Annotated in this window: 23 protein-coding genes and 1 pseudogene; 10 read left to right on the top strand and 14 right to left on the bottom strand. The window is 62.2% G+C overall.

Annotation, left to right across the window (positions count from 1 at the left end; all coding sequences use genetic code 11):
• The first annotated feature begins 14 nt into the window (after positions 1–14).
• The 5 genes from LB547_RS21450 to LB547_RS21430 are packed head-to-tail and all read left to right on the top strand — an operon-like array spanning position 15 to position 5,172.
• On the top strand, positions 15–950 hold the full coding sequence (locus tag LB547_RS21450; RefSeq protein ID WP_140497345.1) for an ABC transporter permease: 936 nt from the start codon (positions 15–17) through the stop codon (positions 948–950).
• A gap of 3 nt (positions 951–953) precedes the next feature.
• Positions 954–1,775, top strand: coding sequence for an ABC transporter permease (locus LB547_RS21445; protein WP_140497347.1), 822 nt, complete (start codon positions 954–956; stop codon positions 1,773–1,775).
• Positions 1,776–1,780: 5 nt separating this feature from the next.
• Positions 1,781–2,689: an ABC transporter ATP-binding protein gene (locus LB547_RS21440; protein WP_411908915.1), complete on the top strand. Its 909-nt coding sequence runs from the start codon at positions 1,781–1,783 to the stop codon at positions 2,687–2,689.
• Complete coding sequence (locus LB547_RS21435) at positions 2,686–3,636, top strand: ABC transporter ATP-binding protein (RefSeq protein ID WP_140515184.1); 951 nt, start codon at positions 2,686–2,688, stop codon at positions 3,634–3,636. Before LB547_RS21440 ends, LB547_RS21435 begins: the two co-directional genes overlap by 4 nt.
• A gap of 9 nt (positions 3,637–3,645) precedes the next feature.
• Positions 3,646–5,172 carry a M81 family metallopeptidase gene (locus LB547_RS21430; RefSeq protein ID WP_140763683.1) on the top strand — a complete coding sequence of 509 codons (1,527 nt, stop codon included), beginning with the start codon at positions 3,646–3,648 and terminating at the stop codon, positions 5,170–5,172.
• Between the two features lie 142 nt (positions 5,173–5,314).
• On the opposite strand, the gene LB547_RS21425 is transcribed toward LB547_RS21430, so the two are convergent.
• The 3 genes from LB547_RS21425 to LB547_RS21415 form a co-directional block, all read right to left on the bottom strand.
• On the bottom strand, positions 5,315–6,226 hold the full coding sequence (locus tag LB547_RS21425; RefSeq protein ID WP_140763680.1) for an alpha/beta fold hydrolase: 912 nt from the start codon (positions 6,224–6,226) through the stop codon (positions 5,315–5,317).
• 394 nt (positions 6,227–6,620) lie between these two features.
• A complete protein-coding gene (locus LB547_RS21420; protein ID WP_140763677.1) occupies positions 6,621–7,361 on the bottom strand; it encodes an SDR family oxidoreductase in 741 nt (246 codons plus the stop codon).
• Between the two features lie 33 nt (positions 7,362–7,394).
• Complete coding sequence (locus tag LB547_RS21415; protein WP_140497359.1) at positions 7,395–7,607, bottom strand: tautomerase family protein; 213 nt, start codon at positions 7,605–7,607, stop codon at positions 7,395–7,397.
• 125 nt (positions 7,608–7,732) lie between these two features.
• On the opposite strand from LB547_RS21415, the gene LB547_RS21410 reads away from it, so the two are divergent.
• Entirely contained in the window at positions 7,733–8,671 is a 939-nt protein-coding gene (locus LB547_RS21410; protein WP_140763674.1) for a LysR family transcriptional regulator, read from the top strand.
• A gap of 53 nt (positions 8,672–8,724) precedes the next feature.
• On the opposite strand, the gene LB547_RS21405 is transcribed toward LB547_RS21410, so the two are convergent.
• The 5 genes from LB547_RS21405 to coxB all read right to left on the bottom strand — a co-directional run bounded on the left by LB547_RS21405 (position 8,725) and on the right by coxB (position 14,071).
• Positions 8,725–10,095: a c-type cytochrome gene (locus tag LB547_RS21405; RefSeq protein WP_140561697.1), complete on the bottom strand. Its 1,371-nt coding sequence runs from the start codon at positions 10,093–10,095 to the stop codon at positions 8,725–8,727.
• A gap of 104 nt (positions 10,096–10,199) precedes the next feature.
• Entirely contained in the window at positions 10,200–10,541 is a 342-nt protein-coding gene (locus tag LB547_RS21400; RefSeq protein ID WP_140525144.1) for a hypothetical protein, read from the bottom strand.
• A 1-nt stretch (position 10,542) separates the two neighbouring features.
• On the bottom strand, positions 10,543–11,145 hold the full coding sequence (locus LB547_RS21395) for a heme-copper oxidase subunit III (RefSeq protein WP_140561696.1): 603 nt from the start codon (positions 11,143–11,145) through the stop codon (positions 10,543–10,545).
• Positions 11,142–13,085 carry a cytochrome c oxidase subunit I gene (ctaD, locus tag LB547_RS21390; protein ID WP_140561694.1) on the bottom strand — a complete coding sequence of 648 codons (1,944 nt, stop codon included), beginning with the start codon at positions 13,083–13,085 and terminating at the stop codon, positions 11,142–11,144. Before ctaD ends, LB547_RS21395 begins: the two co-directional genes overlap by 4 nt.
• Positions 13,082–14,071: a cytochrome c oxidase subunit II gene (gene coxB / locus LB547_RS21385; RefSeq protein ID WP_224702949.1), complete on the bottom strand. Its 990-nt coding sequence runs from the start codon at positions 14,069–14,071 to the stop codon at positions 13,082–13,084. Before coxB ends, ctaD begins: the two co-directional genes overlap by 4 nt.
• 353 nt (positions 14,072–14,424) lie before the next feature.
• On the opposite strand from coxB, the gene LB547_RS21380 reads away from it, so the two are divergent.
• Entirely contained in the window at positions 14,425–14,736 is a 312-nt protein-coding gene (locus LB547_RS21380) for a hypothetical protein (protein ID WP_140497373.1), read from the top strand.
• A 51-nt stretch (positions 14,737–14,787) separates the two neighbouring features.
• Here LB547_RS21380 and LB547_RS21375 read toward each other — a convergent pair whose 3' ends face one another.
• Positions 14,788–14,964, bottom strand: coding sequence for a hypothetical protein (locus tag LB547_RS21375; RefSeq protein WP_224647138.1), 177 nt, complete (start codon positions 14,962–14,964; stop codon positions 14,788–14,790).
• A gap of 178 nt (positions 14,965–15,142) precedes the next feature.
• Here LB547_RS21375 and LB547_RS21370 point away from each other — a divergent pair, with 178 nt between their 5' ends.
• On the top strand, positions 15,143–16,438 hold the full coding sequence (locus LB547_RS21370; protein WP_140515194.1) for an Nramp family divalent metal transporter: 1,296 nt from the start codon (positions 15,143–15,145) through the stop codon (positions 16,436–16,438).
• Between the two features lie 86 nt (positions 16,439–16,524).
• Complete coding sequence (locus tag LB547_RS21365) at positions 16,525–17,013, top strand: hypothetical protein (RefSeq protein ID WP_140497376.1); 489 nt, start codon at positions 16,525–16,527, stop codon at positions 17,011–17,013.
• A gap of 69 nt (positions 17,014–17,082) precedes the next feature.
• On the opposite strand, the gene LB547_RS21360 is transcribed toward LB547_RS21365, so the two are convergent.
• Entirely contained in the window at positions 17,083–19,194 is a 2,112-nt protein-coding gene (locus LB547_RS21360) for a catalase (protein WP_140763671.1), read from the bottom strand.
• Positions 19,195–19,486: 292 nt separating this feature from the next.
• Here LB547_RS21360 and LB547_RS21355 point away from each other — a divergent pair, with 292 nt between their 5' ends.
• The gene (locus LB547_RS21355; protein ID WP_140561714.1) at positions 19,487–20,050 is read left to right on the top strand and encodes a sigma-70 family RNA polymerase sigma factor; all 564 of its coding nucleotides are present in this window, start codon (positions 19,487–19,489) and stop codon (positions 20,048–20,050) included.
• Here the strand turns inward: LB547_RS21355 and LB547_RS21350 are convergent, their stop codons facing one another.
• The 4 genes and pseudogenes from LB547_RS21350 to LB547_RS21335 all read right to left on the bottom strand — a co-directional run bounded on the left by LB547_RS21350 (position 20,051) and on the right by LB547_RS21335 (position 22,588).
• A complete protein-coding gene (locus tag LB547_RS21350) occupies positions 20,051–20,203 on the bottom strand; it encodes a hypothetical protein (protein ID WP_181165412.1) in 153 nt (50 codons plus the stop codon).
• Between the two features lie 185 nt (positions 20,204–20,388).
• A complete protein-coding gene (locus tag LB547_RS21345) occupies positions 20,389–20,607 on the bottom strand; it encodes a hypothetical protein (RefSeq protein ID WP_224519089.1) in 219 nt (72 codons plus the stop codon).
• Positions 20,608–20,820: 213 nt separating this feature from the next.
• Positions 20,821–21,537, bottom strand: a pseudogene (locus tag LB547_RS21340) (class I SAM-dependent methyltransferase); the annotation flags it as partial.
• 70 nt (positions 21,538–21,607) lie between these two features.
• Positions 21,608–22,588: a GNAT family N-acetyltransferase gene (locus LB547_RS21335; protein ID WP_181169760.1), complete on the bottom strand. Its 981-nt coding sequence runs from the start codon at positions 22,586–22,588 to the stop codon at positions 21,608–21,610.
• Between the last annotated feature and the right edge of the window lie 7 nt (positions 22,589–22,595).

Raw genomic sequence — 22,595 nt, 5'->3', positions numbered from 1 at the left:
GGCAGGATTCGCGGATGTCGCGCTTCATCTTTCGTCGCACGCTGCAGATGATCCCGACCCTGCTGGCGGTCGTGCTGATCATTTTCGTGATATTCAGCGTCGTCCCCGGCAGCTTCATATCGAGCCTGATGTCGGAGGGGCGCAACGCCACGAATGCCGATGTGATGGCGCATCTGAACGAGCAGTTCGGGCTGGACAAGCCTCTGCCGGTCCGCCTGTGGGACTATCTGTGGGGGCTGGCGCATTTCGACCTTGGAATTTCCTACCGCACCCGCGAACCGGTGTGGAACGTGATCGAGCCGCGGCTCTGGCCTTCGATCAAACTGGCGCTGGCGGCGATGGGCTTTGCCGCGGCAGTCGGTATTCCTCTGGGATTTCTGGCCGCGCTGAAGCCCGGCAGCGTGTTGGACACCGGCACGATGATGCTGGCGGTTTCCGGCCTGTCGGTTCCCGAATTCTGGCTAGGCTTGCTGCTAATGTACGTCTTTGCGCTGCAGCTCGGTCTGCTGCCGAGCTTCGGCTACCAGCCCGGCGGCATCCGCTACATCATATTGCCTGCCATCGCGCTCGGCGTATCGCCGATGGCGCTCCTGGCGCGAACCACCCGCGCTGGCGTTCTGGACGTGATGAACGCGGATTTCGTGCGAACGGCGCGAGCCAAAGGGTTGACCGAACCGCGTCTGGTGCGCAGTCACGTCACCCGCAACGTGCTGGTGTTGATCCTGACCACGCTTGGCCTTCAGATCGGTTCGCTCATGGGGCAGGCGATCGTGATCGAGAAACTGTTTTCCTGGCCAGGGATCGGGTCGCTTCTGGTCGACAGCGTGTCGGCACGCGACATTCCCGTGGTTCAGGGTACGGTCATCGTGATCGTGTTGTGGTTCCTTGTCATCAACATGCTGGTCGATATCGCCTATGCCATGATCGACCCGCGCATCAAGGTGGCCTGATCCATGCGGTTGCGTTTCAATTTCGCCCTTGGCCTGGCGCTGGCGTTGCTCGTGGTCGCCGCAGCCGTCAGCGCCGGCTGGATTGCCCCGTACAACCCGATATTCGACGCCGACCTGATGAATTCTGAAATGCCGCCGAGCTGGGACCATCTTTTGGGCACGGACGGGCAGGGTCGCGACGTCTTTTCCCGTATCCTCTACGGCGCCAGGGTGTCGCTGACCGTCGGCCTCGTTTCGCAGTTGATCAACTCGTGCATCGGTATGGCGCTTGGGGTTTCGGCCGGTTATTTCGGAGGCTGGTGGGACGACCTGGTGAACGGGCTGACCAACGTCATGCTGGCGATCCCATCCCTGGTCTTCGCGCTCGCCATCATGGCGGTGTTGGGACCCGGCTTGCCAAGCCTCCTGATCGCATTGGGCCTGACCAACTGGTCCTGGACCTGCCGCATCGCCCGCAGCTCCACCTTGTCGCTCAAGAATCAGGGCTTCGTGCAGGCCGCCAGGGCGGCCGGCTTCAGCGACGCCAACATCATGCGCACGCAGATACTGCCGAATATCGTCGGTCCGGTGCTGGTCATCGCGACACTTGGCATCGGCGGCGCGGTTCTGGCGGAAGCTGCACTGTCTTTCCTCGGCGTCGGCATCCGGCCACCACAGCCGAGCTGGGGGAACATGCTGACCGACGCGCGCGAACTGATCCGCACCGCCCCCTGGGCCTCGCTGTTCCCCGGCCTCGCAATCTTCGCCACGGTCCTTGGCTTCAATCTGCTCGGTGACGGGCTGCGCGACATGCTGGATCCGCATATGAGGATAAGGCAGGCATGAGCGGCATTCTTCCCGACCCTGTTCTGTCCATCCGCGACTTGCGCATCGGCGTCGGCAAGCGGAACGAAATCCTTCACGGCGTGTCTTTCGATATCCTGCCTGGGGAAACTTACGGACTTGTCGGCGAATCCGGTTCGGGCAAAAGCATCACCGGCCTTTCGGTGATGGGGTTGCTTAAACGCCCGCTGGAGGTGACCGGCGGCTCGATCTTCTTCCGGAGCCAGGACGTGTTGAAGCTTGGCAGCCGCGCCAGGCGCCGTCTGCGCGGCGACCGTATGGCGATGGTGTTTCAAGAGCCCATGACGGCGCTCAATCCGCTGATGGCGATTGGCCGTCAGATCGCGGAAATGTTCGTCGTTCACAGGGGCTTCGGGTGGTCGGATGCGCGCAGGAAAGCCGTCGAGGCACTGGAAAGCGTTCGTGTGCCGGCGCCCGAGGAACGCGCCCTGTCCTACCCCCATCAACTGTCGGGAGGGATGCGCCAGCGCGTCATGGTCGCCATTGCACTGGCCTGCCGTCCCGACCTGCTGATTGCGGACGAGCCGACCACCGCACTTGATGTGACGGTCCAGGCAGGCGTCCTGGAATTGCTTGCCGAGCTTTGCACGGCTGAAGGAACGGCCGTGCTGCTGGTCAGTCACGATTTGGGCGTGATCGCCAATATGTGCCGGCGCGTCGGGGTCATGGACCGGGGGCGGCTCGTCGAGGAGCAGGACACCAAGGCTCTGTTCGAAAATCCGCTGCATCCCTATACCCGAGGCCTGCTCGCGGCACGCCCTCGCCTGGGGTCGCGAACGCTGGTTGGACGCGCCCGCCTGACCGAACTGGACCAGGTCGTGGGCAGCGAGGAGCGTGGACGCGACGCACCGACGCTGACCACGCCGCGCGGCCTTGGTCTGGAGGCGACCGCATGAACCAGCCTCTTCTGGAAATCCGCGACCTCAACGTCCATTTCCCGCTGCCGCGTCGCTCGCTGTTGGGGCCAAAGCGGACGCTTCGTGCCGTTCAGGGCGTGAATCTGACCCTGAACGACGGAGAGTGCCTGTCCATCGTCGGTGAATCCGGCTGCGGAAAATCCACCACCGCGCTGACCGTGATGGGTCTGCAGGAGCCGACTTCGGGAAGAATCCTGTTCCAGGGCAAGCCGTTGACAGGCCCTGGCGCTCCCGCCCGCAAGGAGCGCGCGCGCATCGCTCAGATGGTGTTTCAGGACCCGTATGCGTCGCTGAATCCGCGCCAGACCATCGGCCGCATGCTGTCCTCGCAGCTTTCCCTGCATGGAATTGCCAAGGGAAGCGAGGCCAGCCACCGCGTCGCCGAGATGCTGACCCGCGTCGGCCTGACGCCCGATCACGCCGACCGTTATCCGCATGAATTCTCCGGTGGGCAGCGCCAGCGGATCGGCATCGCGCGGGCGTTGATGCTTGATCCGAAGATCCTGGTGCTGGACGAGCCGGTGTCGGCATTGGACGTGTCCATCCAGGCGCAGATCATCAACCTGCTGATGGACCTGCAGGAAACGCTGGGCTTGAGCTACATCATGATCTCCCACGATCTGAGCGTGGTCGAGCATGTCAGCGACAGGGTTGCCGTCATGTATTTCGGCCGCGTGGTGGAAGAGGGTGACTGGCATTCGATTTTTAGTCGCCCGACGCATCCCTACACGCGTCGCCTGATCGGTTCGGTTCCCGATCCCGACGCGATCCTGACCGGGGCACGCACCTTGCCGGATGCCGCCTTCGTTCCAGACGCCGCCCGCTTTTCGCCCGACATTTCGCGCCGTCCGGATCCCGACGAAGAACACGAGCCAAGCGAGCTTGTCGAGATCGGCCGCGGTCATCGCGTCCGCCTCGCGCAATAGGAATTGCCGATGACCTTCACCGTCCTTACCTGCGAATTCATGCACGAGAGCAATACGTTCTCGCGCTTCCGCACCGACTTGCCGCAGTTTCAGGTGGACACGCTTCTCCTTGGCGACGAAGCGATCCGCGCCCGCCGCAACGCCAACACCGAACTTGCTGGGTTCATGGATGTGGCGGAACCGGCGGGCTGGAACGTGATCCACGCGATTTCGGCACATGCCGTGCCCGGGGGGCGGGTGACGAAAGCCGCCTATGACCACATCGCCGGTATTATCCTGGAGGCAGCGCGTTCGAACAAGGGCCGCCTCGATGGAGTGCTTCTTGGACTTCATGGCTCGATGGTGCCGGAGTTTTGCCATGACGGTGAAGGGTATCTGCTGGGCCTTCTGCGGGCCGAACTTGGAGCGGACATTCCTGTTGCGGTAACGCTCGACCTTCATGCGATGGTGTCCGAAGACATGGTTCGGGACGCGCAGATCCTTGTTTCCTACAAGACCTATCCGCATGTGGACATGCGCGAAATCGGCGCGCATGCCGCCCGTATCCTGGATCGCGCAATGAAAGGTGAAATCGCGCCCCGGACTGTCAGGGCGCATGTGCCGATGCTGGACGAAGCGAATTCAGGCCGCACCGACATTCCCGAGACGCTGGCCCTTTATGACCGCGCCCGCGAGGCCGAGGCCGAGGGCTTGCTCGCGGTTTCCGTCAATGCAGCCTTCACGGGCGCCGACGTGTCCTGCGTCGGTCCCACCGTGCTCGCAACCTATGACAGCCGTGATCCCGGCGCCAAGCCAGCCGCCATGCGTGTGACAGAGGAACTTGCGGACAGGATCTGGCAGGGCCGGACCAAGAAACGCAATGTTTTCATCGAGGTCGATAAGGCTGCTGCCGAGGCGCATGCCTGGCGCGGCGACAAACCGCTTGTTATCGCCGATTACGCCGACAATCCCGGCGCCGGTTCCTACGGCGACTCGACCGCGCTGTTGAAGGGCCTGCTTGATGCGGGAGTAAAGGGTGCGGTACTCGCGCCGATGATCGATCCTCAAGCGGCAAATGAATTGCACCGTCACCGGCAAGGCGAGACTGTGACGGTGACGATTGGCGGCAGGGGCGACCCCAATTTCGGCGGTGGCCCGCTAACAGTGACGGGTGTGCTGACCAGGCTTTCGGAGGGCAGCTATGTCGGTGACGGACCGATTCAAGGCGGGCTCACCCATAGTTTCGGACCCACCGCCGTAATCGATGTCGACGGGATCGAAGTCCTGGTCGTTTCAGAAGCGCAGCAGATGGTCGACCTTCAGCAATTGCGGGCCTTCGGGATAGAACCGACGGCTCGCCGCGTGTTGGTCCTGAAGTCGATGCAGCATTTCCGGGCGGCATTCGAGCCGATAGCGGGCAAGGTCATCGTCTGCGATGCGGGCGCGCTGGCAACGCCGCGGGCAGAACGGCGTCCCTATATCCACGCGCCGCGCCCGCTCTGGCCGCTCGACAAGGATTTCGAGCGCTTCGTTCGTCCCTTGGTCGACACATTCTAAATTACCAAAGCGGGCCAGTGCAGACGGCCCCTTCCTGAATGCGAATGCTGACAGCGAGCGCACTCTTCGCAGGCCTGCGTGGCGACGGCGGTGCGATCGATCATCGACCGTCAAGTCACAGACATCGCCGATACGCTTCAGCTCATCTATTCGCTCCGGCCTGCGGGCCTGCCCGGGCCGTTCTTCGAGGCTCGGAAAACGGCGGCGTCCGCGCTGCATCGTGACGCGCGCCGTCCCGGTGCCAGAAGTCGAGAACGGCTGCGGTAATAGCCTCTGGCGCGTCCTCCTGAACAAGATGCTTCGCATCCGGTACGACAACGAGTGGAGCGTTTGGAATGCGCCGTGCGAGTTCCTCACCATCTTTCAGCGGGATGAATTCATCCTCGGCGCCCCAAAGAATGGTCACGGGGCAGCGGATTTCGCCGTAACGATCTTCGATCTCCTCGCTGTACTTGTCGTCCATCTGCGCCACCTGGCGCCAGAACGCCTTCTTGCCCTCCTCGCTAAGCCAAGGCTGGAGGTAAAGCCGCATCTCCTCTTCGCGCAATTTGTGCTTCGCTGCGGCACCAATATACGCGCGCAGGACGGCTTCATGGATATAAGCCGGTAGACCGGCAAAAACGTCTTGGTGCGTCTTGGCCGCCTGCACCAGCGCGGATCCCTGCGGGCTGATTGCGACAGGATCGATCAGCATGAGGCTGCTGTAGTCGATGCCGTCCATGAGATGGGCGCGCAGCGCGGCGGACCCGCCAAAGTCATGCGCGACGACGTCCGGGCGCTCTATACCCCAGTGCTTTACCAGCGCCGCGAAAACTCCATTCTGAAGACCGTGCAGGACGTCGGTATCCGGCTTGTCGGACTGCCCGAAACCTACCAAATCATAATAGAAAACCCGACGGTGCCGCGCGAGCCACGGTGCAATTCGCCGCCACACCAGCGAGGAAAATGGCGAGCCGTGCAAGAGGACCGCAGCCTGTCCCTCGCCGAGCGTGCCCCAGGCGATCGCATGACCGCGGTAGATGAAGCGTTCAGGCAGAGTCCAGTTCGCAATCATCTCGTCCTCCGTATCCAGAGACTTGTCGAGGAATCCGACAGGAAGCGGGTCGGACCGAAACTCTCAGCCATGGTGCGATGGTGCGAATTCCGGCCCTGGACAATCTCTCGGCGACAGAAACCCAGGTGGTAGCGTCGTCAGGCCAGCCGTGCAGCAGCAAAGCCGCTGTGTCATGCTTCGCGCCTTCCTCCAGAAAGGGGATGTCGAGCATTTGTGGCCGCGGTTGACGGCATGATGAGCGCGCGTGGGTCTGCATCCCTGCCCAACGAGGACGGCGCGATCGGGTTCCTTGGCATGCGACCATCAGGCCGCTCTTGTCGACCTCCGTCCGAGGCAGCCCGTTCACGGAAAGCCTTCCCCTATCCGAGCCGGACTTGCTTCATGATCCTGTTCCTCAGATGACCCCGCCATTCGCTCGGACGATCTGGCCGTTGATCCAGCCGCTGTCCGGTCCAACCAGCAGGGAGACGACGCGCGCGATGTCGTCGACCTCGCCCAGACGGCCGAGCGGGTTCATCTGTTTGATACGATCGAGCGTAGCCTGATCCTTGCCTTCGAGAAAAAGCTCGGTGGCCACCGGCCCCGGCGCAACCGCGTTGACCGTGATGGCGCGGGATCCCAACTCCTTCGCCACAATGTGGGTGAGCGCTTCGACCGCGGCCTTGGTGGCCGCATAAACGCCATAGGTCGGCTGGTAGAGTCCGACGACGCTGGTCGAGAAGTTCACGATACGGCCGCCGTCGCGCAGGCGCCTCGCCGCCTCGCGAAGGCCGTTGAACGTGCCCTTGAGATTGATCGCGATGGTCTGATCGAAGGTCGCATCATCAAATTGAGCGACCGGCGCGAGCTTCATGATGCCGGCATTGTTCACCAGCACGTCGACGCCGCCATGGGCCGCTTCGGCGGAATCGAACATCCGTCTCACAGCTTGCGGGTCGCTGACATCGGCCTGGAAGGAGGTGGCCCGACCGCTGGCCTTTTCGATCTCGTCCACCAGCTTGGCGGCCGCTTTGGCGCTGCCTGCATAGTTGACGACGACCGTGAGGCCGTCGCTCGCCAGCCGGCGGGCGATGGCCGCTCCAATGCCACGAGACGCTCCCGTGACGATCGCAACTTTGTTCGTTGAGGTGATCATTGTCGTTGTTCCTTTGCCGTGTTGTTGCCGATATCAATCCTTCGCTCGATATTCCTGCGGGATCACGAAGACCTCGTCGGCGCGGGCGTAACCGCCGTCCTTGACCTCCTCGATCAGGACCATGGTATGCGGCCGAGCGGCCTCGGAGAAATATTCCACGAGCATCGCGGTGGCCCGATGGACGATCTCTTCTTTCTGGGCCCGGTTCAGCGCCGCCTCGGGGACCTTGAAATTGACGAAAGGCATGATCTTCACTCCTGTCGATCTGAGGACTTGAATGGTGTGAAGGTAGCCGTTTTTAAAACCAGCACTAGAAAGCCGATTTCAACATCACCATTTCAAAAACCATAACAATCGACTACGAGATGGTCATGGATCGCATCGACGTCATGCGGCTCTTCGTCAGGATCGTCGAGCGTGGGAGCTTTGCCCAGGCCTCGCGGGACCTGCAGGTTCCGCGGCCCACTGCCACTCATGCGATCCAGCGCCTGGAAGCGGATCTCGGCGTTCGGCTCCTCGAACGGACAACTCGAAATGTGAGGCCGACGCTCGATGGCGCACTCTACCATGAACGCTGCATCCGGCTCCTTGCGGACCTGGATGAGGTGGAGAGCGTCTTCAGGAATGCCGAACCCAAGGGTCCGCTTCGTGTGGATATGCAGGGGACCATCGCGCGGTTTTTCGTCATGCCCGCCTTGCCCGAGTTCATCACGCGCTATCCCGGCATCTCGCTCAGCCTCAGCGAAGGCGACCGGATGGTCGACCTCATCACTGAAGGCGTCGATTGCGTCGTGCGAGCCGGCGAACTGTCCGACTCGTCTCTGATCGGTCGCCGCATAACCGCATTCGAGCAACTCACCCTGGCGAACCCAGCCTATCTTGAACGTCACGGCGTCCCTTCAACACCGGATGATCTCGGCGGCCATCGCATGGTTGCCTATACCGCCTCCGCGACAGGGCAGCCGTACCCGCTGGAATTCGAGATGGACGGCGCGGCAAGGGAAATTCCACTACCCTACGATATCGTCGTCCGGGGCGCCGAAATCTACACGGCCTCCGGCGTCGCCGGGCTCGGGTTGATACAGGTCCCGCGTTATCGCGTAGAGCATCAGATCGCCGCCGGACAGTTGGTTCCGGTACTGGAAACTTTTCCACCCCCGCCGATACCCGTATCCGTGCTCTATCCCCAGAGCCGCCATCTGTCTTCGCGGATCAGGGTATTCATTGATTGGCTGGCGGACGTCTTTCGCGCCCCTCGCGGCGCTGCCGGGAGTTCCTCTCAGAAGGGCTCGGTCGAGATGCCAAACTAGGGCAGTTCATCCCGGAAACGCCGAACGGGTAGGCCACGCTTCGGCACGCCGTCTCATCGCCCGTCCCTATGCATGAATGTGAGATGCCGCCGGTGCATTCTCAGGCGAAGGCGTCTGGCGAGCAGAAGCGCCAGGCTAAGCACGAGCACGGCGCTGCCGGCCACCAGCGCCTGGGCCGCCAGAACCATGACCGTCTGCTCCGTCGTCGAGCCTGCCCGCATCTGGCGCACATCGGCTGCCGTGACGCTGACTTGCGGGTTTCCGAAGCGCGCTGTCACATAGTTTGCAAGGGCCGCCACCTGGCCGTCGTCGAGCCAGCCGTCAAAGGCCGCCATCGATTTGCGGCCCGCGACGCCACCTGCCTTGACGCCTTCAAGGATGGTCATGACGACATTCTCAGGCGAGGTTACGCCGAGAGTGCTGTTGTTGGTCAGTGATGGATAGGTGCCATCCGCCGATCCCCCTCCATTCAGGCCATGGCATCCCGAGCAGAGCGACCGGTAGAGATCGTCGCCCACCGCGACCCCGCTGCCCTCCACGCTGGTCTTCGTCCCGGCATCGCGGGCGGCTGCGGGCGGATTGGTCCACGCGAAGCGCGGCCGCTTCTCGTCTCCCGATTGGGCGGGCACGGTCCTGAGGTAGGCGACGATGGCATGAATGTCGTCGTCCGAAAGATATTGCAGGCTGTTCATGACCGTTTCCGCCATCGGACCGCCCGCATATGCCTTTCCAGGCATGGCGCCGGTCTTGAGAAACCGAAACAGCTCCTCATCGCTCCAGCCGCCTACGCCCGCGATCTTGTCGCTGCTGATGTTGAACGCCTGCCAGATACCGGCGCTGCCGCCGGCAAGCTTGCGATCTTCATCCATGCCGAACGTCGTATTCCTTGGAGTGTGGCAGGCGCCGCAGTGGCCAAGCACCTCCACCAGGTAGGCGCCCCTGTTCCATGCGCCGGTTCGGCTTGGATTTGGTCCGAAGCCGCCGGCGTGGAGGTTGGCAAGTTTCCACAACCAGAGCGTCCAGCGCTGGTTAAATGGAAAGGGCAGTATGTTTGCCGGCGACGGCTGAGAAATCGGCGCGGTCGTGAGCAGGTAGGCTCGGATCGCGAGCACATCCTCGCGGTTCATCCCGACGAAGCTGTCATATGGCATGGCGGGATAGAGATCGGCCCCGTCGCGTCTGACGCCTTTCTGCACGGCTCGCACGAATTCGTCGGCGGAATAGCGCCCGATGCCTGTGTCGGGGTCCGGTGTGATGTTGGTGGAATAGACATCGCCGAACGGCGTCGGCACCCGATAGCCTCCGGCGAAAGGCCGGCTCGGATTGGACGTGTGGCAGCCGACGCAATCGGCGGCTCGGGCAAGATATTCGCCTTTCTGGATCTCGTTCGCCCGCAGCGGCGTGCCAGGCGCCAGCGACGCCATGACGGCCGCGATTCGTAGGAGAACGGCGAGGAACGGAACGCTTGCAGCAGGCCAACGCAAACGCTGCCCAGGGCGGATGACCGCTCGTCGGCTCCGCTGCACAGTCACAGTTCGCATCCGCTGAAGATCAATCCGGCCGCCATTTGCGCCAGCATGACGAGCGTGAACAGGGCCCCGATGCCTACCGAAGTCCTGGCCAGAAACGCGCGCGTGCGCGCCTTCAGGGGCGGGCTCGTGCCGTGCCCTGGATCATGAACGGCGCGCCATGACAACAGGACGCCCAGCGCCGCGACGGCGGCGCCTGTCAGCGAGAACAGAACAGTGGGCTGAAACCCGGCGTCGCATTGCCAATATGCGATTGAATAGTCGAGCTGCAGCGATATCGCCCACGCCGTTGGTCCGGTGGCCATGCCTGCCCAGGAAACGCCCGTGCGGATCGCCTGCATGTTACATCCTCGGAACCCAGTAGATTACGAGATAGAGCACGACCCATGAGACGACCACGAAGTCCCAGTAGAAGGCATTGTCCGACACGTCGCTGAAGTGGCGTCCGGTGTTGCCTTTCTTGGTGAACATGAGAACGGCGAGCACGATCGTGTCCCCGACATCGGTGAGGAGGTGTGTCGTGTGCAGGCCGAGCAGGAACCAGACGATCGACCCGTAGGCGTTCTGGTCCCAGGAGATCCGGAGCGCGGGAAATTCCCAGATGCGCACGATCAGGGGAAGAATTCCGGCGATCGACATGACGACGATGCCGATGCGCACCTTCACAAGGTCCTGCCGCCGCGCCCAAAGATCGATCAGACGGTTGGGGACGGCGCTGGCAAGCAGAATGATCAATATTGCCGTGCCCGGCAGGAGGTCGGGTGCTGGCGCTCCGATCGGCCAATGCCGCGCCTGCACAGCCAGGTAGAAATAGGTGCCGATCGCCAGGGCAAAACCGGTTGTTTCAAGGGTGATGAAGGCCACCGTTCCCCACCAGATCGGGCTTGCCGATCCAAAATCATAGGTGGGCAGGTGGCTGACGTCGACGGTTGGCCGGTGTCTCATTCTTCGTCCTCCGGCTCGCCTTTCGGCCAGAACCAGCAGATAAAGCCGATCGAGACCGGTATCGCGCCCCAGACCACCGCCCATGGCGTGTAAATCGAGCCCAGAAACGCGCCACCCACGGCGACGGCCGAGAGCAGCGGCCAGATCGAGTTGTCGGCCGATGGCACGCGCAGTTGCGGCACCGCATCGGCGACCGTGCCGGCAAGCACTTCGCGCGCATCGACGCGCAGGCCCTCGACCACCGGGAGTATGTCGGGTTCGGCCCAGAGCGGCTCGCGATGGGTCACCACTGGCAGGCGCGAAAAATCGTAGGAAGTTGGCGGCGACGTCGTTGCCCATTCCAGTGTGCTCGCCCCCCAGGGATTGTCTCCCGCGAGGCGACCGTTGCGAAGGCTGAGCAGCATGTTCAGGACGAAAAGCGCAAAGCCGGCGAACACCACCAGCGACGAGATGCTGATGAAGAGGTTCGTGCCGCCCCAGCCGCTCGCCGGCGGATAGGTGTAGACGCGCCGCGGCATGCCTTGCAAGCCAAGGATGTGCATCGGGAAGAAGGTGAGATTGAAGCCGATGAAGACAAGCCAGAAATTCCAGCGGCCGAGCCTCTCGGACAGCATGCGGCCGGTGATCTTGGGAAACCAGTAGTAGACGGCGCCGAGCAGGGGGAAGACGGCGCCTCCGACCAGCACATAGTGGAAATGTGCGACGACGAAATAGGTATCGTGCATCTGCAGGTCGAGCGGCACCGAGGCGACCATGACCCCGGTCAGCCCGCCGATCACGAAGGTGAAGATGAAGCCGAGCACGAAAAGCAGCGGCGTGGCAAAAATCGACCGGCCGCCCCAGATCGTCGCGATCCAGCAGAAGATCTGGATGCCGCTCGGAATGGCGATCATCATCGAGGAGGCGGTGAAGAAGCTTTCGCCGAGCTGCGGCAGGCCCGTGGCGAACATATGGTGCACCCATAGTCCAAAGGATAGGAAGCCGATCGCAACCAGCGACAGCACGATCCCGAGATAGCCAAAGACCGGACGGCGCACGAAGCTCGGCAGGATAGCCGAGACGAAGCCGGTCGCGGGAATGAAGATGATATAGACCTCCGGGTGGCCGAAGAACCAGAACAGGTGCTGCCAGAGCAGTGCGTCGCCCCCCGCCGCCGGGTCGAAGAACCTGGTGCCGACCAGCCGGTCGAGGATCAGCATGGTGCTCGACACCATCACCGCGGGCATGGCGAACAATATGATGAAAGCCATGACGAGGACTGACCAGACATAGAGCGGGATGCGATCGAGCGACATGCCAGGGGCGCGCTGCTTGAACACAGTCGCGATGATCTCGACGGCGACCGCGAGTGCGGACACTTCGGTGTAGGTCACCATCTGCGCCCAGAAATCGGGGCGCTTGCCGATCCCATATTCAGGTCCGGCGAGCGGCACGTAGGAAAACCAGCCGGCATCCGCGCCGGTGTCGAAAGCGAAGGCGATCCAGATCATCAACCCACCGGAGAGATAGACCCAGTAGCTGAAGGCGTTGAGCCGCGGGAAGGCGACGTTTCGGGTGCCGATCATCAGCGGCACCAGGTAGATGGCGAACGCTTCCATGACCGGTACGGCGAACAGGAACATCATCGTCGTGCCATGCATGGTGAAGAGCTGGTTGTAGAGATCGGGGCCGATATGGCGTGCCTCCGGCGTGGCAAGCTGGAACCGCATGGCAAGTGCCGACAGGCCTGCAAGGGCGAGGAACAGGAAGGCCGTCACCATATAGCGCCGGGCGATCAGCTTGTGGTCGACCGTGACCAGCCAACCATAGAGGCCGTTCGGCGTCCGCCAGGCATGCGCCAGATAGTCGTGCAGTCTTGCCTCGTCGAGCCCGGTGTCGCGGATGCCTTTCAGGGCCGCTTCCTGTTTTCGCCTAGCCGTCTTCCTGGCAACGCCACTCATTCAAGACTTCCAAGATAGGCGACGACCGCACGAAGATCGTCGGCGCTGAGAGCAATGCGCGGCATCTTCGCGCCGGGTTTTATGGATTGCGGATCGGCGATCCACGCGGCGAGCGCGCCGGGTGTCATGGCCAGCGTGTCGGCGGCCAATGCACGCCGGTGTGCGAGATGGGTAAGGTCGGGCCCGACCGCTCCCTTGGCCGGCGTCCCCCTTATCGTGTGGCAGAGCGCGCAACCGGTGGAAAGAAAAGCCCGCTGGCCGCGGCGTTCCTCCTCGCTGGCAGGCGCGATGGCGGCGGCGTCTTGTCTGGACCGCCATGCCTCGAACGCTTCGCGGCTTTCCGCGATGACGGTGACGGCCATGTGAGCATGCTGGTAGCCGCAGAACTCGGCGCACTGGCCGCGATAGATACCAGGCCTGTCGGCAATGAGGGTGATCTCGCTCGGCCGGCCCGGAATGAGGTCCCTTTTACCGGCGAGGCTTGGCACCCAGAAGCTGTGAATGACATCGGTCGAATCGAGTTCCACCTTTACCCGTTCGCCGACGGGAAGATGGATCTCGTTCGCCGTGACAATCATGCGCGACCGATCATCGTTGGGATAGCGTATTTCCCACCACCATTGATGCCCTGTGATGCGGATGGTGAGCGTCTCCTTTCCGCCCAGCGAGGCAATGGATTTGCCGGCGAAGAAGCTCGTTATCGTCAGCGCGGCGAGAACCAGCACGGTCGCCGCGACGGCGCTTCCGACCGCGCGGCTAAACCTGTGCTCCTGATGGCTGTCGATGACTAGCGGCGGGGGTCCTGCTTGTGCCCGGCGCTGATGGAAGAGCGCCATTGCCAGGGCCAGCATGACGAGCAGCCAGGTGATGGTCGCCACCGCGCCAAAAGACCAGAGGAGATCGAGAATCGCACGGGCATTCGCACCATGTGCGTGGAGTGCGGATTGCCAGCCGCTGCACCCGCTCAGGACCGGTGCCGAGACCACTGTAGACGCGAGGCCGAGCCATTTCAGGACGCCTGGAAGACGGCTGCCGGACGTGCTTCGAGCTGGACGTGCAAAGGCGGACGCAATGGGCCATTGCCGCCGTTGCCGCAGGCGGATGGACGGGCCCGTGCATCTTGCCATGTGAAATCCCCATGGATGCCAAGGCGATAACGCGAATCGCTGTAAAAGGATGCTTGGCAACGATGGCCGGCTTTTCTCCGCCATGCGATTGGCGCCGGGCCGATGCTTGCGCGCCGGGAGCGCAACCAAATGGCGGATATGTCCGTTTCTCCAGGCAAAGGCGCGGGACGCGCATCGGACGGTTCCACGTCGCGAAAGCTTAGGAACTAGCCATGAGCAACACAGACAAAACGGCCGGCGGAAATCGAAGCGTCGCAGGCAAGGACGATCGCAGCCAGGACGCGACGCGCAACGACCGCCGAGGCAGGGAAGAGACGCGGCAGGAACAGGCTGCGGACAGCCATCCGGAAGAGGATCCGGCGGAGGGCTCTCGCCAAACGGTCGAGCACGAGTTGGACAGGCTGGATCGGTCGGGGCGCAGCGCCTCGCAATCCGCGGGCGAGGGCCAGGTGGAACGCGCGCGTGAGGAGCTGCGGAAGCAGGTCAGCGAAGAGACGCAATTACCGGGACGAGGTTCCGCCTGACAGCGGCTGTGGATCGCCCAGGGTTTGGCTTTTTGTTTCGATTCTTCGGTGTCAGACGGCACGCAGGTCGTGTCGGGCCTGCCGTCTTCCGCTTTCCCGGATCCAGAGGGTCGCCATGAGCAGCGCCGCCCCGCCATAGATCAGGCCGGCGAGGGGAAGGTGCGGGTGAAGAGCCTCACCGCACTCTTTTCGACCGTCGGTCCCAGGCATATCCATGTCGATCTTCAAGGCGATGCGGCTCCAGCCGCATCAACGGCCAAGGCGGGCGCTGCGTTTCATTGGCGGTTGGCTTCCACAGGAACAAAAAGCTTGACCGGAGGTTCGAACCTCAATCTCGGCATCGGCACTTGGTCGGAACAATCGACATGATTTTTTCCCGTGTGGTCTCATTGGACACGCATCTCCCATGAGTGGAGCAGCTGACGATGCCGGCCGAAGCGAGGGAGAGCGAAAAGACGGCGGCATCACACGCGCTCTCGGGCTCGGACTGATCACTGGGGCGGCTGACGACGATTGCTCGGCCATTGGCACCTATGCGAGTGCCGGAGCCCGGTTCGGGCCCGACCTTTTGTGGACGGCTCCTGTCACTCTCCCGATGATGTACATCGTCGTCTATCTCTCGTCCAAACTTGGCCAGGTGTCGGGCCGTGGTCTTTTCAAGGTCATTTCCGATTTCTATCCGCGTTGGCTGCTGTGGTCCGTGCTGGTGGGCGTGCTGATCGGCAACACGATCGAGGCAGCCGCCGACCTTGGCGCGATGTCGGCGGCTGTCGTGCTGTTCGTTCCGCTGCCTTCAAACTCGGTCGTCATCGGTGTCGCGATGATTATTTTTGCCTTGCAGATGTTCGGATCCTACAAGCTAATCCGCAACATATTCCGATGGTTGGCACTGGCCCTGCTCGCCTATGTGGTCTCCGCTGTGCTCGCCAAGCCGGATGTGGTCTCGGTGCTGCGCGGCACCTTGCTGCCGAAAATCGAGTTCAGCCGCGAATATCTGTCCATCATCGTCGCCATCATCGGCACGACGCTGTCCGCCTATCTCTACACTTGGCAGTCCAATCAGGAGGTGGAGGAGGAGATCGCCAAGGGCAGGACGAGCCTCGAAGAGCGCAAGGGAGCCACCGAGGGTGAACTCCGCCGGTCCCGGCGCGATATCCTGATCGGCATGATCTTTTCCAACCTGATCATGTATTTCATCATCCTTTCGACCGGATCGACGCTGTACGAGGCGGGGCATACCCAGATCGAAACGGCAGCGCAGGCGGCCGAAGCGCTGCGGCCGCTTGCGGGCGACGCGGCGGGAATTCTCTTTGCGGCCGGGGTGATCGGCGTCGGTTTCCTGGCGGTGCCGGTCATGACGGCCGGCGCCGCTTTCGATTTCGCCCAGGCCATGGGGTGGAAGAATGGCCTGAACGCCAAGCCCCGGCACGCGCCCAAATTCTACATCGCGACGGGAGTGATCACCTTGGTGGCGGTCGTTCTCAATTTCTTTGGCTTCAACCCGATGAAAGCCTTGGTCTGGTCCGGCATCGTGCAGGGTTTTTCAACGCCACCTCTGCTGTTTCTCATGCTCATCATGACCAACAATCGCAAGATCATGGGCGACAAGGTCAACAGCAGGGCCACCAACATTCTGGGTGGCGTGACGACCATAGCGGTCTTTGCGGCGTCCGCGGGACTGGTGGCGACCTGGTTCATGTAGTTCGCCGGCGCGGAAAGGACGTTCAGGCGCAGTGGAACATCCACGGTCAACTCTCGTTGAAATGCGTGTGAGAGAAAGGGCTGTCCATGTCAAAGCTCCAAGCCGCCACTCAAGAGCATTTAGAGCAACTGAGACTCGAGGCTTCGGCTCGTTTCGCCCCGATGATGCTGCATGAGGCATTGTTGCGTCTTTCCCGGGCCTGCGGGGGTGATAGCCTTGCCCGGTTCGAGAAAGCCATGGTCGATCAGATCGAGGCGACCAAGGACGATCGAGCCGATTTCGAGGCAATCAAGGAATTCGCGATCGAACAGCTTTATGCCTGGATCAGGAACGCGAACGAATCGCCGGATAAGAAGCAACCGCTGGAAAAGATAGAGGACCGCAGAACCCCCGGCCGCTCGGAAGAGCCGCAAACGCTGGAGGATCAGCTGCAGGCCGGTCTGGAAGATTCCTTTCCCGCAAGCGACCCGCCAGCGGTGGTGTCCACCTCCATTCCAGGCGGAGCCAAGAAGCTGGTCGGAACCGACGAAGTGCTGAGAAAACAGCGGGAGGCCAAGGAGCAAGACCGCCCCTAGCCCGCACCGACTGGAATCCCGCTGGCCGAACCGCCGCTCACGGACGGGAATCCGTGCCGGTCGATAGCGTCACAGCTTGACGGCCGCTTCCCGGGCCCACAGCCGCAGCTTGCGGCAAGCCTGCACGAATGTGTTGGCGGAGGCTGCGGAGTCCAGCCGCATCAATCCCTCATCGGCATCGGCTGCGACGCCTGCCTTGGCCAGGAGAGGCGCGGCTCCCGGTGTGAAGCCGATGAATTTGCAATGCGCAAAGGCATCCGACACGAAGTCCTTCGCGGCTGCCTCCTTGACCAGCAACTCGGCGCCCGGCTCGGACAGGAGCAGTACCACGGCGTCGAACAGGACCGACGGACCGCCGTCGATCATGTGTCTGGCTTCGATGTGGGTGCCGTCTGCGGCCTCGACGCCGCCCACCTTGGGCGCTATCACCTCCATGACCGCGCCTTCCGTTTCGATGGCCGAGCGAAGTTGTTCGAAAAGGGCCGTGTCGGCCCCGTCGCTCAGCAAGACGCCGACCTTGCGGCCTTTGAAACTGTCGGGGCCGTTCTCGATAATGCTGAGAGCCGGAGACGGCGGCAGGTCGTCGCGCGGCGGGACGGCGGCCTCGGCGGGGTCGGGCATGTTTCGAATGCCAAGCTTGTCGGCGACTTGAGTCGCCAGCGTTTCGTCTATGTTCAGCAGATGCGCCACCATGCGTTCGCGGATCGCCGGTGCCTGCACCTTGCTCAATTCGAATGTCAGCGCCATGGCGATATGGCGTTGCTCCGGCGCTGTCTGGCTGTTGAAGAATTGCCGCGCTTGGCTGTAGTGGTCGGCGAAGCTCTCCGCCCGCAGACGCACCTTCTGCCCCTCTTCGGCGTCGGCGAAAGAGCGGAAGCCGCGTTGCGGATCCTCGCGGGGACCCGAGCCCCACGAATTCGGCTCATAGTTGGCGCGGCCGACCGGGTTGTGCATGGCCATGTGCCCGTCCTGCTGAAAATGTGCGAAGGGGCATTTCGGAGCGTTGATCGGAATATGGGTGAAGTTCGGGCTGCCCAGCCGCTTCAACTGGGTGTCGAGATAGGAGAAGTTGCGGCCCTGCAGAAGCGGGTCGTTGGAGAAGTCGATCCCGGGCGGCACGTTCTGGGTCATGAATGCAACCTGCTCGGTCTCGGCGAAGAAATTGTCCGGCATACGGTCGAGCACCAGCCGCCCGACCGGGATTGGCTCAATGATCTCTTCAGGGATGATCTTCGTGGCGTCCAAGATGTCGAAGTCGAAGCTGTCGGCAAAATCCTGGTCGAACAATTGCACCGTCAGCTCCCATTCCGGGAAGTTTCCTGACTGGATCGCTTCCCACAGGTCGCGGCGGTGGAAGTCGGGATCGGCGCCATTGATCTTGACCGCTTCGTTCCAGATCACCGACTGCATGCCGAGTTTCGGCTTCCAGATGAATTTGACGAATGTGGATTCGTCGTCGGCATTGACGAGGCGGAACGTGTGGACGCCAAAGCCTTGCATGAAACGGAAGGAGCGCGGTATCGCTCGATCCGACATGATCCACATGACCATGTGCATCGATTCCGGCATCAGGCTGATGAAATCCCAGAAATTGTCATGTGCGGTCTGGGCCTGCGGGAAAGCCCGGTCTGGCTCCTGCTTGGCAGCATGGATGAGGTCCGGAAATTTGATGGCGTCCTGGATGAAGAACACGGGAATATTGTTGCCGACGAGGTCCCAATTGCCTTCTTTGGTGTAGAGCTTGACGGCAAAGCCGCGCACGTCTCGGGCGAGGTCGAACGAGCCCTTGTTGCCGGCGACCGTCGAGAACCGCACGAAGGCAGGCGTCTTTTCGCCGGCGCGCTGGAAAATGTCGGCACGCGTGTATTTGGCCAGCGATTCATAAGTCTCGAAATAGCCATGAGCGCCGTAACCACGGGCATGCACCACCCTTTCCGGGATGCGTTCGTGATCGAAGTGGAAGATCTTGTCGCGAAAGTGGGAGTCCTCGATCAGAGACGGTCCGCGCTCGCCGATCCGCAATGTGTTCTGGTCGTCGGAGACAGGCGTTCCCAGGGCAGTCGTGAGAACAGGCGTGTCGGCTTCCGCGATCTGGTGCAATTCGCCGCCATTTCCGCGCGCGGCATTCTGATCGTGCATACGCGCCGATTTGGGAGCTGAACGGTGTGCGGATTTGGCCATGATTTTTTCCTCGATTGACGCCCGTGGGCTGACTTGGCTCAAGGCGCCGAACTGCCGGTGCATGGCTTTGTTCCCGCACAACGGCGCGTCGCGCCTATCCTAAGCCAGCGCGAACACGCTGGTGGACGGCGCGCAAGGGGGCGCGGCCGCAGCAGGATCGTTCGGCCGCATCAGAATTTTCTGGAGAGTTGTCTTCAACGCCCGGAACGATACAAACGTCCATGCATTTAGCTGGGGTCTGCATTCATACTTCTTTCTGGGAGCTGGACCATTGTCAGGCGAAGGCTATCTTTTGGCCGACCAGGAAACCCACGAAGTTTCCATCGTTGACCTGATACCCGCGCTACGGGCTTTCGCGCGCACCTTCTGCCGTATCCCCGACGATGCCGACGATCTGGTGCAGGAGACGTTGACGAAGGGCCTTGCCAACATCGACAAGTTCGAACCCGGCACGCGCATGAAGTCGTGGCTCTTCACCATCATGCGCAACACCTACTACACCCGGGTCAAGGTCGCGGCCAGGGAAGCGCCTGGCCTGCTCGACTGCGCGTCCTCGAGGCCGATTTCGGAAGCCACACAGGAATGGACCGTTCAGAGCAAGGAAGTTCACGGCGCCATCCAGAGGCTCCCTGAACACCAGCGCGAGGTGCTGATGCTGATCGGCGTCCTAGGTGTCAGCTATGAGGAGACGGCCGAGATATGTGGCTGTGCGGTGGGAACGGTCAAAAGCCGGCTCAACCGTGCCCGCGCCGCCGTTCTTGAGTTCCTGGGGGAGAGTTCGCTGCAGACGCTGATGGAAAGACGAAATCATCTGTCGGACGGGCAGATCGATATTGATGCCGACAGCCGCGGATAGTCAGTTCTTTATGTCGCGCCGGCGTTTCGCAAGGAGCGCGTTTTGCAGTTCGATCGCCAGTCTGGTCAAGCGATCAGGAACCTTTTCCTGCTCGATCGCGATCAGCAGAGAGGCAATCTCCTGATCCATCGCCATTCCTGCGCGCGGGTCCATTCTATCATCGCTCGAACGAGACATCGTATTCCCTGGCTGGATGGATGGCAGTCCGTCATCCTATTGTGATGACAAGCAACCGCCATTACAAGGAGATGCCCGGTGCCGAAACCGTTGCCGGCAGCCCTTGCACAGGTTTTTCTTCCACTCTCGATTGCCGAGGTCACAGATCCACTGCGGCGCTTTCAGTCCTTCGGCAATCGATTTGCGGCATGATCCTGATATTGATCGGACTTGATCTGATTGCCGTCCAGGCCGCGTTCCTCGCTGTGCTGCTTCTTGTCCCTGTTGGATAAAACGGCATTCTCTTCGATCTTGTCCTTGGCCAGTTCGGTCATTGCTCCGGCGCCGGCCCCTTTGCCGTGGCTGCCACGGCCGATATGTTTCTTGCTGCCGGATGCCATGCTGTCCTCCTTCGAATTGGCGCCGCTCTTCAGCGTCGCTGTGTTCGACGCCCGAACTGGCATTGGCTGGTAATGTTCCGTCACGCCGGCAAGCAGGAAGGCGTCGCCGTCCCACAGCCGAAACGCTTTTTCGCCATCGATGACGACCTGCAATCCGTGACGTTGCGCCAGGCGACGTATATCGGAGCGGTCCAAAAACAGTGATTCGCGATATGAGTAGTTCAGCAAGGCCAGCCTGCCCGGCCTTTTGAGGACGCGCGCAATTTCGCCGAAATGCCGCTCCGCCACGCCGGCTAGCACCAGATAGGGGAAACTGTCGACCGCCAGAACGCAGTCGAAACTCGCGTCGCCGAACTCCGCCAGATCCAGGCCTGAGGTCCGCCGCAACTCTACATTGCCAAGCGCTGCGCATTGCTCACGGGCGATCGAGACCATCCTCGACGATATGTCGATACCGACGACCCGCCCACAGGATGCCGACAGCGCGCGTTCGAAACGCCCGATGCCGCAACCGATGTCCAGAATGCTGCGTCCAGCACCGGTGAAGTCTTGCGCTGTCAGCCATGCAACGATTTCGTCGGTCGTGGCTGCCAGCCTTTCCTCATCGCCAAGGGAAGCCAACTGGACACTCGCCACCCGGGAAATCGCTGCCGCGGCATCAAAGCCCGAGGCCAGCCGCGTCACCACATCTGCATCCGTCTCGTCGTCGTCGCGTTCGTGACGAACGGCAGAACCCGTTTTCTGCAACGTGGCAAAAACCTCCGATCCGCGGCGAAGCAGCCCGGCTATCTGCTGGAGCCTTTCCCTGTCTCGAGTATCGACCGGGTCGATCTCCGCCACGATCTCCGCCAATTCGACTGCCCCGATGCCTGGGTGGAGATGCAGCGCCAGCCTGGCGATGACGGCCTCGGCACTGACAGCGTCCGCCATACAGTCCTCGACCGCCAGCCTGACCGCTATCCGGCGGCGCACGGATGTTGGTTCCATCGAAACCATGGTCTCATTTCCGCGTCCAAGTCCTTCGCATCGTCCACCTGTCGCCAGCGCCCCAGCCATATTTGTACGGCTCCTGGCCGCGCAGGAAGTCGAACTCGCGCGCACCTTCGCGGATCGATTCGGCGATTGCGTGGCCGACCAGGATCGCGCCTGGACTTTCCTCGGCATAGGCAGGATCGAAACCGCCAAGATAGGCATAGGCACGGCCGCGATGGTGAAATCCGTAGTAGGCGCCGATTGGCTTGCCGTCGATGGCGAGCACCCAGCGTCGGGTCAGATCTCGAGCGTCGAGCAGGGGAAGCGAGCACCTGTGGAATTGCTCGACGGCGGGGTCGGCCAGCACGCCGCCTCCGTTTCCGGCCCAGCGCGCGCCGTGCAGGCCTATCAGGTGGTCGAGGAACAGTTGAGGATCGCCTCGTGCCGGCGACAACTCGACCCGGCCGCGTCTGGATGCGGCGCGGCGCGCCCGGCGCAACTGGCGTCTGCGCCGGGCAGGGACGCAGCCCGCCAGCGTTTCATCGCCGTCGGTGGCAAGCACGGGACAAACGGCGTGGCCGACCAGTCCATCGGCTTTCAATTCGGGATGTTCGATCGCCAGACCGGCACTGCCTTGCGGCAGATCCGGCAGGATCCACTGCGACCACTCGATCGAGAGTATCTTCTCTGCAAGGGCAGTGGCGACCTGGGCCTCGCTGCCGGGCACACACAGCACGTCCAGATAGTCGCTGAGGGAAATGCCGATCGGAAGCAGTTTCGAGCCTTCCGTGCCATGTTCGAGATAGAGCGGCGCCAGGCCCACCAGATCGTTGCCGCGCCAGATGGCGACCGTCGCCAGCTCCCCCGGAGCGAATGTGCGCCACCACGGCAGCAGCCAGGCGGGACATTGAAAGGGCGTCGCCGACGAACTCTGCTCCCACAGGTTCCACCAGTGCGGCGCCAGTGCATGCAATTGCTCTGGATCGCCGATGATCTCGCTGCGCAGCATCTGCTCT

The organism is Mesorhizobium sp. B264B1B, assembly GCF_020165765.1.
Classification (GTDB): Bacteria; Pseudomonadota; Alphaproteobacteria; order Rhizobiales; family Rhizobiaceae; genus Mesorhizobium.
The sequence above is the reverse complement of the archived record's forward strand: the minus strand, read 5'-3'. Positions and strand labels throughout refer to the sequence as shown.